Source organism: Sphingomonas sp. CCH9-F2, assembly GCF_001556735.1.
GTDB classification, from domain to species: domain Bacteria; phylum Pseudomonadota; class Alphaproteobacteria; order Sphingomonadales; family Sphingomonadaceae; genus Sphingomonas; species Sphingomonas ginsenosidimutans.
The window spans coordinates 1-12,109 of the sequence record NZ_LSJO01000628.1; the positions used below are offsets into that span (position 1 = coordinate 1).

12 protein-coding genes are annotated in these 12,109 nt (G+C 68.6%); 5 read left to right on the forward strand and 7 right to left on the reverse strand.

The features are described from left to right. From panB to AX685_RS17695, 5 genes are all read left to right on the forward strand, one after another. Nucleotides 1–753, forward strand: a 753-nt coding sequence (gene panB, locus AX685_RS17675) for a 3-methyl-2-oxobutanoate hydroxymethyltransferase (protein WP_066490994.1), incomplete at its 5' end; no start/stop codon positions are given. Nucleotides 754–835: 82 nt separating this feature from the next. Beyond that, nucleotides 836–1,552 (forward strand): tetratricopeptide repeat protein, encoded by a 717-nt coding sequence (locus AX685_RS17680; RefSeq protein ID WP_066490997.1) that lies wholly within the window; start codon nucleotides 836–838, stop codon nucleotides 1,550–1,552. Beyond that, nucleotides 1,549–2,871 carry a PQQ-like beta-propeller repeat protein gene (locus tag AX685_RS17685; protein WP_066491000.1) on the forward strand — a complete coding sequence of 441 codons (1,323 nt, stop codon included), beginning with the start codon at nucleotides 1,549–1,551 and terminating at the stop codon, nucleotides 2,869–2,871. Before AX685_RS17680 ends, AX685_RS17685 begins: the two co-directional genes overlap by 4 nt. Before the next feature lie 43 nt (nucleotides 2,872–2,914). After that, a complete protein-coding gene (der, locus tag AX685_RS17690) occupies nucleotides 2,915–4,288 on the forward strand; it encodes a ribosome biogenesis GTPase Der (RefSeq protein ID WP_066491002.1) in 1,374 nt (457 codons plus the stop codon). Between the two features lie 75 nt (nucleotides 4,289–4,363). Next, nucleotides 4,364–4,774 carry an Hpt domain-containing protein gene (locus AX685_RS17695; protein ID WP_066491005.1) on the forward strand — a complete coding sequence of 137 codons (411 nt, stop codon included), beginning with the start codon at nucleotides 4,364–4,366 and terminating at the stop codon, nucleotides 4,772–4,774. 229 nt (nucleotides 4,775–5,003) lie between these two features. Here the strand turns inward: AX685_RS17695 and bfr are convergent, their stop codons facing one another. From bfr to AX685_RS17725, 7 genes are all read right to left on the reverse strand, one after another. Continuing rightward, nucleotides 5,004–5,501 (reverse strand): bacterioferritin, encoded by a 498-nt coding sequence (gene bfr / locus AX685_RS17700; protein ID WP_066491008.1) that lies wholly within the window; start codon nucleotides 5,499–5,501, stop codon nucleotides 5,004–5,006. A 100-nt stretch (nucleotides 5,502–5,601) separates the two neighbouring features. Continuing rightward, a complete protein-coding gene (locus AX685_RS21260) occupies nucleotides 5,602–5,772 on the reverse strand; it encodes a (2Fe-2S)-binding protein (protein ID WP_082741067.1) in 171 nt (56 codons plus the stop codon). A 54-nt stretch (nucleotides 5,773–5,826) separates the two neighbouring features. Then, a complete protein-coding gene (locus AX685_RS17705) occupies nucleotides 5,827–7,053 on the reverse strand; it encodes a DUF418 domain-containing protein (protein ID WP_066491018.1) in 1,227 nt (408 codons plus the stop codon). 117 nt (nucleotides 7,054–7,170) lie between these two features. Continuing rightward, nucleotides 7,171–9,375 (reverse strand): phosphoribosylformylglycinamidine synthase subunit PurL, encoded by a 2,205-nt coding sequence (gene purL / locus AX685_RS17710; protein WP_066491021.1) that lies wholly within the window; start codon nucleotides 9,373–9,375, stop codon nucleotides 7,171–7,173. A gap of 138 nt (nucleotides 9,376–9,513) precedes the next feature. Continuing rightward, nucleotides 9,514–10,950, reverse strand: coding sequence for a phospholipase D-like domain-containing protein (locus AX685_RS17715; protein WP_420542549.1), 1,437 nt, complete (start codon nucleotides 10,948–10,950; stop codon nucleotides 9,514–9,516). Next, complete coding sequence (locus AX685_RS17720) at nucleotides 10,947–11,267, reverse strand: ArsC/Spx/MgsR family protein (protein ID WP_066491025.1); 321 nt, start codon at nucleotides 11,265–11,267, stop codon at nucleotides 10,947–10,949. The genes AX685_RS17715 and AX685_RS17720 overlap by 4 nt, the downstream gene beginning before the upstream one ends. An 11-nt stretch (nucleotides 11,268–11,278) precedes the next feature. Next, nucleotides 11,279–11,974 (reverse strand): hypothetical protein, encoded by a 696-nt coding sequence (locus AX685_RS17725; RefSeq protein WP_066491027.1) that lies wholly within the window; start codon nucleotides 11,972–11,974, stop codon nucleotides 11,279–11,281. Nucleotides 11,975–12,109: the final 135 nt, after the last annotated feature.

Here is a 12,109-nt window from a genome sequence, read left to right on the forward strand (position 1 = left end):
GAGCCGCTGGTGATGCTGACCGCCTATACCGTGCGCATGGCGCAGTTGATGGACCCGCATTGCGACCTGCTGCTGGTCGGCGACAGCCTGGGGCAGGTGATCTACGGCCTGCCGTCCACGGTGCCCGTCACGCTGGAGATGATGGCCGCACATGCCGCGGCGGTCGTGCGCGGCAGCTATCACGCGGTCGTCGTCGTCGACATGCCGTTCGGCAGCTACGAAGGCTCGCCGCAGCAGGCATTCGACAGCGCCGCCTATCTGATGAAGCAGAGCGGCGCGGCGGCGGTGAAGCTGGAGGGCGGGGTGGCGATGGCGCCGACCGTCGCCTTCCTCTCCGAACGCGGCATCCCGGTGATGGGTCATGTCGGGCTGACGCCGCAGGCGGTCAACGCGCTGGGCGGCTATGGCGCGCGGGGTCGCAGCCAGGCGGAGGCGGACAAGATCGTCGGCGATGCACGCGCGGTGGCGGAGGCGGGCGCCTTCGCCGTGGTGATCGAGGGCGTGGTGGAGCCGATCGCGATTGAGATCACGAAGGCGGTGACGGTGCCCACGATCGGCATCGGCGCGTCCGCGCAGTGCGACGGGCAGGTGCTGGTCGCGGAGGACATGCTGGGCCTGTTCGAGCGCGTGCCGCGATTCGTGAAACGCTACGGCGACATGGCCGCCTTCGTCGCCGAACGCGCGGAGGCCTATGCCGCCGAGGTGCGGTCGCGGGCCTTCCCCACCGACGAGCAGACCTATGCCCCGCGATGACGCGCGCCGCCGTAACGCTTCCCCTGTTGCGCAAGGCCCGCTAAGGCGCAGCGGTTTCCCCCTCTCTTTCGCGGAGTGACCGGTGGCTTTGACGCCCCAGAACAATGAAGCGTTCGTGCGTGAAGTCGACGAGGAGCTGCGCCGCGATCAGGCGCTGCACGTCTGGCGTACCTATGGCCGCGCGATCATCGCGGGCATCGTGCTGGTGCTGGCTGCCTTTGCCGGCTTCCTGTTCTGGCAGCATCGCCAGCATCAGGACGCCGAACGTGAGGGCGAGACCCTGCAAAAGGCGTATGACGACCTGGCGGCGCAGGATACCAAGGCCGCGGCCGCCCCGCTGGCGCAACTCGCTGCGTCGAAGCGCGACGGCTATCGCGTGCTCGCGATCTTCAGCCAGGCCGACGTCCTGCTCCAGAACCAGGACCTGCGCGGCGCGGCGGCGAAATTCGCCGCGGTTGCGGGCGACGCCTCGGTGGCGCAGCCGTTCCGCGATCTGGCGCTGATCCGCCAGACGTCGGCGGAATTCGACACGCTCAAGCCCGATGTGGTGGTCGAGCGGATGCGCCCGCTGGCGGTCGCCGGCAATCCGTGGCTGGGCAGCGCGGGCGAGCTGATGGCGATCGCCTATCTCAAGCAGGGACGCCGCGATCTGGCGGGGCAGGTGTTCGCGCGGATCGGCGCGGACAAGGACGTGCCCCCGACCCTGCGTCAACGTGCGGTTCAGATGGCCGGCGCGATGGGGGTGGCTCCCGCCGCCGCCGCCACGGCCGCCAGCAACGAAGGTAAGACCAAGCAATGAAGACACGCTTCGCGACCGGGCTGGCGCTTGCCGCGCTGGTAAGCCTTGGCGGGTGCGGCATCTTCAAGAGCGCGCCTAAGAAGACCCCGACCGTGGGTCAGCGCGTGCCGATCCTGATGTCGGAGAATGAGGCGGAAGCCGACAAGACCATCGCCGAGGTACAGGTGCTGCTGCCCACCCCCGTCGCCAACGAGGCGTGGGCGCAGCCGGGCGGCAATGCCTCCAAGTCGATGGGCAGCCTGTTGCTGTCGGCCAATCCGTCGAAGCTGTGGAGCGCGCGCATCGACGGCGGCAGCAACCGCGCCCGCCTCGCCGCGGCGCCGGTGGTGGCGGAGGGCAAGCTGTTCGTCAGCGACGTCGATGCCACCGTCCATGCCTTCGCCGCGGATACCGGCGCGCCGCTGTGGACGCGCTCGCTGACCGAGAACGACCAGAACCGCTCGGCGCGATTCGGCGGCGGCGTCAGCTATGACGATGGCAAGGTCTATGCCACCGACGGGCTGGGCGATGTCGTCGCGATGAACGCCGCCGACGGCGCGGTCGTGTGGCGCGCCAAACCGGGCGGGCCGCTGCGCGGTGCGCCGACGGTCGCCAACGGTCAGGTCTATGTCCTCAGCCAGGACAATCAGATCTACGCGCTGGGGCAGGCGGACGGGAAGGTCGTGTGGACCATGACCGGCAACCCCGAAACGCAGGGCGTGTTCGGCGTCGCCGCGCCCTCGTCCAGCGCGGGGACGATCGTCGCCGGCTTCTCCAGCGGCGAACTGACGGCCTATCGCTACGAAAACGGCCGCACGCTGTGGCAGGACGCGCTGTCGCGCACGTCGATCACCACCTCGGTGTCGAGCCTGGCGGACGTCGATGCCGATCCGGTGATCGACGACGGGCGCGTCTATTCGATCGGCGAGGGCGGGCGCATGGTCGCGCTGGAGATCGCTACCGGCCAGCGGCTGTGGGAACAGAATCTCGCCGGCATCTCGACGCCGTGGGTCGCGGGCGAGTGGATCTTCGTCGTCACCGACGACGCACGGCTGGTGTGTCTGTCGCGCGCCAACGGCAAGATCCGCTGGATCAGCCAGATGCGCGCGTTCAAGAACGAGAAGAAGCGCACCAACCCGTATAACTGGTTCGGTCCGGTGCTGGCGGGCGAGCGGCTGTGGGCGACCAATTCGCGAGGCGAGCTGGTCGGCATGTCGCCGTCCGACGGCGCGGTGCAGGTGACGATCAGCGGCAAGGTGCCGTTCTCGATGGGGCCGATCGTCGCCAACCAGACGATGTATGTCCTCAACGACAAGGGTGAGATCACCGCCTATCGCTGATCGCGGCATTGCGGGCGGGTGACAGGGCGACTAGGTGACGGCCATGTCCCGTTTCCCTATCGTCGCGATTGTCGGCCGTCCCAATGTCGGCAAGTCGACGCTGTTCAACCGTCTGGTCGGCAAGAAGCTGGCGCTGGTCGACGACCGCCCCGGCGTGACCCGCGACCGTCGGGAGGGTGACGCGTACCTCCTCGGCCTCGACTTCCGTGTCGTCGATACCGCCGGTTATGAGGATGAGGATCCTAACTCGCTGCCCGGCCGGATGCGCCAGCAGACGCAGGCCGCGGTCGACAGCGCCGACGTCGCGCTGTTCATGATCGACGCGCGCGCCGGCATCGTGCCGCTGGACGAGGAGATCGCCCGCTGGCTGCGCGGGTCGAGCACCCCGATCGTGCTGGTCGCCAACAAGGCGGAGGGCCGGGCCGGCGAGGCGGGCATCCTCGAATCGCTGGCGATGGGGTTCGGCGATCCGGTGCAGCTGTCCGCCGAACATGGCGAGGGCGTTGCCGACCTGTTCGAGGCGCTGCTGCCGCACCTCGAACCGCTGCAACCGCCGGAGGACGAGGAAGAGGAAGAGGACGATCCCGAAAACCCCAACGCCCCGCTGAAGTTGGCGATCGTCGGACGTCCCAATGCCGGCAAGTCCACATTGGTCAACCGCATCCTGGGCGAGGACCGGATGATTACCGGCCCGGAAGCCGGAATCACGCGCGATTCGATTGCGATCGACTGGGTGTGGAACGGTCCCGACGGCCCGCGCGACGTGCGGCTGATCGACACCGCCGGGATGCGCAAGCGCGCCAAGGTCCAGGACAAGCTGGAGAAGCTCTCGGTCGCCGACGCGCTCCACGCGGTCGATTTCGCCGAGGTGGTCGTCCTGCTGCTCGACGCGACGCTGGGGCTGGAGGCGCAGGACCTGCGCATCGCCGACCGCGTGCTGGAGGAAGGGCGCGCTTTGGTCATCGCGCTCAACAAATGGGACGTGGCGGAGGACGCCTCGAAACTGTTCAACGGCGTGCGCACCGCGCTGGACGACGGGCTGGCGCAGGTGCGCGGCGTGCCGCTGCTGACGGTGTCGGCGGCGACCGGCAAGGGCATCGACCAGCTGATGGCCGCCGCCTTCGCCACGCGCGAGGCGTGGTCACGACGCGTCAGCACCGGGGAGCTCAACCGCTGGTTCGAACGCGCGCTGGAAGCCAACCCGCCGCCCGCGCCCGGCGGCAAGCGGATCAAGCTGCGTTACGTCACCCAGGCGAAGACCCGGCCGCCCGGCTTCGTGCTGTTTGGCACGCGCGTCGACGAACTGCCGACCAGCTACCAGCGCTATCTGGTGAACGGCATCCGGCGCGATCTGGGCTTCGGCGCGGTGCCGGTCCGCCTGACGCTGCGCGCGCCGAAGAACCCGTTCAAGAGCTGACGATTACGCAACATTTACCACTCGCCGCTATCGTGACCGGTCGGCGGAGGGGAACCGCCGCGATGGAGGCGCAGCGTGTCGTTCGAAGGAGGTATTCTGGTCGACCGCCAGGCGTTGGCGAAGGCGCAGGCGGAGCTGGGCGCGGGCTTCGTGCGCATCCTGGGCTATTTCCGTGAAGACGGCATCAAGTCGCTGGGCGCGCTGGAAGATGCGGTGCGCAAGGACAATGCCGCCGCGATGGTCATCCCGGCGCATACGCTGAAGGGCGAGGCGCGCCAGTTTGGCGCCGATCCGCTGGCGACGCTGGCCGAGAAGATCGAGAATTTCGCGCGCCAGTGCGTCGAGCATCACGAATCGCCGCGCGATGCGATCGCCGATGTCGTCGCGCTGCGCCCGCTGTTCCTGCGCACGCTGACCGAGCTGGAACGCCATGCCAGCCCGCTGGCGGTGCGCCGCCGCGCCGGGTTCGGCAACCGCCAGGGCTGACGCGGGGCGCACCGGTTATCCCGCACGCGGCGCGGATCGGTGCCGCCTCGACATTCGCCCGTTCGCTCCCTTCCTGACAGGATGGCGCGGCATGGAGGCACGATCCGTGGCCATCGCACTTGCCGTCATCCCGGCGCAGGTTGGGATCTCCCGGTGACAGCACGAGACAGGAGCAGCGGGAAGCCCCGGCCTTGGCCGGGGCGACGTTTCCGGTGAGGAGCAACGGGTCCTAGTGCGAACCCGACGGCTTGTCCTTCTCGCTGACCGCGTTGAGCTGAATGTAATTCTGCAGCCCCATCCGCTCGATCATCTCGAACTGGCGCTCCAGCGTGTCGACGTGCTCTTCCTCACTGGCCAGGATGCGCTGGAACAGGTCGCGGCTGACGAAGTCCTTCACGTCCTCGCAATAAGCGATTGCCGCCTTCAGCTGCGCGACCGCCTCGATCTCCATCGCCAGATCGGACTTGAGGACTTCCTCCACCGTTTCGCCGATGCGCAGCCGGCCGAGCAGCTGGAAATTGGGCAGCCCGTCCAGGAACAGGATGCGCTCCGCCAGCCAGTCGGCGTGCTTCATCTCGTCGATCGATTCGTGGCGCTCGTACTCGGCGAGCTTGTAGACGCCCCAATGGTCGAGCAGGCGGTAATGCAGCCAATATTGGTTGATCGCCGTCAGTTCGTTCTTCAGCGCTTCGTTGAGAAAATCGATGACCTTGGGGTCGCCCTTCATGCCTGCCTCCGATGTGGGAATGGCAAGCGGATAGCGCGAAACGCAGCCCGACGACAGCCGAAAAATGGCGGATTTCTGCGGTTTTTAGCGGTTGCGAATGTTACGCAGCCGCGCGTTCCTCAGCGATAATGGATCGCGCGAACGGAATGCACTGGCCGCATTTCGCCTGGCATCCGACCGTGCGATACGCTTGGCATGCGGTCGTTGCGCCAGATCGCGCCGCCTCACGCACCTGACATTCGCGAATTGCATTGCAAACGCAGACGACCATTGAAACTCCCTCCGCTCGGAGTAACAATATCGCTACTGCGATCTGCTCGCAAGTCTAATTGCGTCTCGTTCGCATCTGCCATGGCGCATTGGCGATGATGCGCCACACCCGCTCCAGCGGCCCTTGTCCGAAATGACGCAGCCACCACGGCGACCACCACAGCATGAAAGCCCAGATCGGGGGCGCGAGCACATACAATTGCGCGCGCGACAGCGTGCCGAAACGGTGCGCGCCCGTGAACAGCAGCAGCATCGCCAGCGACGTACCGATGTAATTGCTGAACGCCGCGCGCCCCACCGCGGCGATCCGCGCGCTCCACCGTCCGTCGCCGCGCACCGCCCCCAGCGCGAGCGCGGCATAGCCCACCGTCGTGACCGGGCGCAGCACCGGCCCCAGGACGATGGAGGCGAGGAAGATGCGGCGATAACCGAACCCGCCCGCCATCGAATGCCACGCCAGCAGCGTATAGAGCGGCAATGTCGTACCCAGCGCGATCAGCGCGATCCGCCGATAGGTCGCGCGCGACCAGCCCCCGGTCAGGAACCCCGACCGGAACGCCGCCATCCCCAGCAGCATCGCGCTCAACGTCTGCAACCCGAACACGTACAGCCCGTCGAGCGGGGTTCCGGCATGTGCCAGCCGGAACCGCGTCGCGGTGACGAAGGAGGTGCGATAGGCGTCGACCTCCGCGATCAGCTCCGCCTGCGGCGGGACGCCGAACCCGCGCACCACCGCCGCGACCATCGATCCGGTGGCGGGCGAGGGCGTCGCCACCAGCATCGCCGCGACCGACGTGGCCAGCACGAGGTCGATCAGCAGCAGCACGCCGCTCATGAACAGCAGCAACCGGATGCGCGCCCGCGCGAACGCCAGCGCGACCGTGCCGACCAGCGCATAATGCGCCAATATGTCGCCCCACCAGATCAGGTAGAGGTGGACCAGCCCGATCGCGAACAGCGCCGCCATCCGTGCCAGATGCACCGCCGCCGGGGATCGGCCGCCGGCCGCGGCGCGATCCATCACCAGCAGCATCGACGCACCGAACAGCATCGAGAACAGCCCGCGCATCTTGCCTTCGACCAGCACGAAGGTGACGAACCACGCGATCCGGTCCGCCACCCCGGTGCCGCCCCACGCCAATGGCGAGAAATAGGCGGCGGCCGGCAGCGCGAAGGCGGGCAGGTTGGCGACCAGGATGCCCACCACCGCCAGCCCGCGAATGATATCGAGCTGCGCGATACGGGGGGCGGGGCGGGCGACCGGGTCGGTGGTGGCGGTCATCAATCGTCCCCCTGCTGCCGCGACCGGCCGCGGATCGCGCCCGTCGTCGTCGGCTGGCAGCGCGGCGAGATCATGTCCCGCCGGTGGCGGCGGTGCGGCGTCATCGCCGCACCGGCGTCACCCGTTCATCAGCGCCGGGAAAAACCCTTCGTGGGCGCGGCGCAGGTCGTCCAGCGCCACCGCGAAATCGCCGTCGCGCAGTTCGAAGATCACCCGCGTTCCGATCGTCCGGCCCAGCGGCTCGGCCTCGATCCCGGCGTCCAGCGCGGCCTGCAGGAAGTCGAGCAGCGCATGGTCGTGGACGGTGACGATATAGACGCCCTGGTCCTCCGCGAACAGTGCCGCGGCGGTGTCATAGGGGAGCGCGCGGTCGATCATCGCGCCGATGTTCCCCGCGAGCGCCATTTCCGCGATCGTCACCGCGATCCCGCCGTCGGACACGTCGTGGACCGCGCCGAGCGCGCCGGCGTCGATCTGCGTGCGGATGAAGTCGCCGGTGCGGCGCTCCATCTCCAGGTCGACGCGCGGCGGCGGGCCTTCCTCGCGCCCGTGCAGCTCGCGCAGCCACAGCGACTGGCCCAGATGACCGGTGCGCGTGCCGACCGCGACGATGATGTCGCCGGTCTGCTTGAACGCGATTGTCATGTTCTTCTGCCAGTCGGCCAGCAGCCCGATCGCGCCGATCGCCGGTGTGGGCAGGATCGCCGAGCCGCCACCGGTCGCCTTGCTCTCGTTATACAGGCTGACGTTGCCGGACACGATCGGGAAGTCGAGCGCGCGGCACGCCTCGCTCATCCCCTCCAGGCAGCCGACGATCTGCCCCATGATCTCGGGGCGCTGCGGGTTGGCGAAGTTCAGGCAGTTGGTCACCGCCAGCGGGTTGGCGCCCACCGCGGTCAGGTTGCGCCACGCCTCGGCGATCGCCTGCTTCCCGCCCTCCACCGGGTCGGCGAAGCAATAGCGCGGGGTGCAATCGGTGGTGATCGCCAGCGCCTTGTCGGTGCCGTGGACGCGCACCACCGCGGCATCGCCGCCGGGACGCTGGACGGTGTCCGCGCCGACCATGTGGTCGTACTGCTCCCAGATCCAGCGGCGGCTCGCGATATCGGGCGATCCCATCAGCGCCAGCAGGTCGGCGGCCGGGTCGCGGCTTTCGGGCACGTCGACCAGCGCCTTCGCGGGCGGGGTGGGGACGTGCGGGCGGTCGTACAGCGGCGCGTCGTCGGCCAGCGGGGCGAGCGGGATGTCGCACACCGTCTCGCCGCGCCAGGTCAGCACCATGCGCCCGGTATCGGTGACCTTGCCGATCACCGCGAAATCCAGCTCCCATTTCTCGAAGATCGCCTTGGCGAAGTCCTCGCGTCCGGGGTTCAGCACCATCAGCATGCGCTCCTGCGATTCGGAGAGCATCATCTCATAGGGAGTCATGCCCTCCTCGCGCTGCGGCACGTCGTCCATGGTCAGTTCGATGCCGACGCCGCCCTTGCTGGCCATCTCGACCGAGGAGGAGGTGAGGCCTGCCGCGCCCATATCCTGGATCGCGACGATCGCGTCGGACGCCATCAGTTCCAGGCAGGCCTCGATCAGCAGCTTTTCGGTGAACGGGTCGCCGACCTGCACCGTCGGACGCTTGGCATCGGCATCCTCGCCAAAATCGGCCGACGCCATGGTCGCGCCATGGATGCCGTCACGCCCGGTCTTGCTGCCGACATAGACGATCGGGTTGCCGACGCCGCTGGCCGCCGAATAGAAAATCTTGTTCGTGTCCGCGATGCCGACCGTCATCGCATTGACCAGGATGTTGCCGTCGTATGCGGGGTGGAAGTTCACTTCGCCGCCGACGGTCGGTACGCCCACGCAATTGCCGTAGCCGCCGATGCCATGGACGACGCCGGCGATCAGGTGACGCATCTTCGGATGGTCGGGCCGGCCGAAGCGCAGCGCGTTCATGTTCGCGATCGGTCGCGCGCCCATCGTGAACACGTCGCGCAGGATGCCGCCGACGCCCGTCGCCGCACCCTGGTACGGCTCGATATACGACGGGTGGTTGTGGCTCTCCATCTTGAAGATCGCAGCCTGCCCGTCACCGATATCGACCACGCCGGCATTCTCGCCGGGGCCGCAGATCACCTGCGGGCCGGTGGTCGGCAGCTTCTTCAGGTGGATGCGGCTCGACTTGTAGCTGCAATGCTCCGACCACATGACCGAGAAGATGCCCAGTTCGACCAGGTTCGGCTCGCGCCCCAGCGCGTGGAGCACACGGTCATATTCCTCAGGCGACAGGCCGTGGTCGGCGACGATCTCGGGGGTGATGGCGGTCATGGCGCGCGCATAGCGGCATGGCGCGGGGGATGCCAGATGGAAGCTCCATCACCCCAGCGAGTGCTCGGGTCTCGCGCGTCTGCCACCTGCCTTCCCTCGCGGGAAACCCCAGCCTTCGCTAGGGTGACGATCGCGCTTCTACTTCCGCCGCAACCGCCGCAACAGCCCCGGCCGCTTCGCGAACGCCTCGAACATCTCGTCCGGTCCCTCGGGGTCCAGCACCTCGTTGTCCGCCAGCCATTGCTCGACGTCGTTCAGTTCGGGCGGGTCGTAGGGGATCAGCGTCTTGCCCGTGCCGCGCAGCCGCTCGATCGTCGCGATCAGGCCGTCGGCGGCGATCCCCGCCGCCACGTCCGCGATCGGCGCATCGAGATGCTCGGCGATCAGGTCCGCCTGGATGCGCGCGATCGTCTCCGGCTCCTCGGCGATCGTCACGTCGCATTCGGTGTCCAGCCGCATCGAGCGATTGTTGAAATTGGACGATCCCACCCGGATCACGCGGTCGTCCACCACCAGCACCTTGGCATGGCAGTAGATCGCCTCGCCCCCCGCGGTCATCGGGTGGTACAGGCGGAAGCGGTCGCGATGGTCGCGCTTCTCGATCTCCGCTACCAGTCGCTGGCGCGCGGTGTCCATCGCCAGCGGCTCCAGCCAGCCTTGCGCGGTCACCGGGTTGACGACGACGATCTCGGGCGGGTCCGGCTCGGCCACCCGCCGCGCGATCGCCTCGGCGATGCGGCGCGACGCGAAATACTGGCTCTCGGCATAGATGCGCCGCCGCGCCCCCGCGATCAGCGCCAGGTACAGTTCCTCGATCTCCCGGATCGCGGGCAGCCCGCCATGTTCGGGCTGCGAGCGCGAGATCGCGACGTCCACATCGGTGAAGTCCGCTGCCAGGCTCTCGGGCCAGCACGCCCCGGCGCGCGGCGGCGGCGCCGGCACCGGGGCGCCGCCCGCAATCTCCCAGCGGGTGCGGCACAATTCGCCCAGCGCGACCGCGACAGGCCCCTCCAGCGCGGTGGTGACGTCATGCCACGGCTTGTACGCCCCGCCCGATGGCGAGCGGCGGTGCGGGTCGTCGTCGCGATGCGCGCGCGTGTCCCACCGCTCGTCGGTCATGTCGATCCCGCCGCAGAACGCCAGATCGTCGTCGATCACCACGATCTTCTGATGATGCGACGCGGCGACCGGGTGATGCCCGTCGAGCAGCAGGTGAATCCGCTTCTGGAAGAACCGCCACTTGAACAGCGTCCACAGCGTCCGTCCGCGGAACAGCGTCTTCAGCGCGCCCTTGTCCCAGCGCAGGATATAGACCTGAAGCCCCGGCGTCCGCTTCACCAGCCAGCCGATGAAATCGCCGACGTCGGTCGGCGCCTCCGGGTGATCCTGCCCGAACGCCAGCGTAATTCGCGCGTCGAAATCCCATCCGACCAGCAGGATCTGGTGCTGCGCGTTCAGCATCGCCTCGCGCGCGCGGCGGAAATAGGCGTCGGCGTCGATCACCACGCTGGCACGGGTCGCGCGCGCCCGCCGCCAGAAGGCCGCGTCCGGCAGCGGGAAGGGGGGCAGCGTCACAGGAGGTCGCGCACCAGTTCGGGCGGGCGGGCCAGCCGCACGCCCCTGGCCGTTTCCACCAGCGGCCGCTCGATCGTCGCCGGATCGCGCGCCATCAGGTCCAGCGCGGCGGCATCGTCGGCGACCGCGGGCGCCTCCTTGCGCAGCGCGTCGCGCGGGGCGATGCCGGCGCGATCGTACAGCCGCGCCAGTTCGTCGCGGGTCGGCGGGGTCTTCAGATAGTCGACGATCGTGACGTCCGCGCCCGCCGCCTCCAGCAGCGCAAGCGCCTGACGCGACTTCGAACAGCGCGGGTTGTGCCAGATGGTCGCCTTCATGGCCGCTGTCCCTACAGCATGGACACCGCCGGTCCAGCCCGAACGCGCCGCACGCGCGCGGTCCACCACGCCAGCGCGGCCAGCACGGCATAGGCGACCAGCGCGGTGACCGCGAACGACGGCGGCGCGGGATCGACCGGCGCGGCCGGCTGCGGCGTCGTCCAGTCGATCGCCTGCACCGCCAGCAGCACCGCGACCAGCAATGCGGGCGCGATCCGCCCCTGCCACCCGATCGCCCGCGTTCGCGTGACGTAGAAGGTGGCCGCCAGCGCGGTCAGCCCCAGTTCCAGCGGCATCTCGATCTGCGGACGGTTCCATAGCGCCAGTCCATAGCGGTGTCCGGCCCCCAGCAACGTCAGGTCGGGCGCATGGACCATCCAGTCCAGCAGCCAGTGCGACGCCACCACCGCCGCGCCGATCCACGCCACCCGCCACGATTGCCGCCTGAGCCGCGCCACGACGGCCCAGCCCGCCGCGAACCCGAATGTCCCGATCAGGCTGTGGGTATAGCGCATGTCCCAGAAATCGCCCGCGTTCATCGCGGTATGCCCCGGCGTCAGCCGCATATGCTCGATGCCCGCCAGCACGAACAGGAAGAACGCTACGTCGACCAGCTGCGCCGCCACGAACACCGCCCCCAATCGCGGACGCGCCCGCCCCGGCAGCGCGGCGGCGACGAAGGCGGGGGCGTAATGGCCGATGAACATGGCCGGGATGGTAGCGCGGAGGCGGGAGGTTGGGGAGGGGGAGCTTCGCGGGCGCTGTATCGTGATAGTCGGGCGCTTTCCCGAAAACATGGGGTAATCGCGGGAGCGGTACTCCGGGCTGTCACGAGATGAATG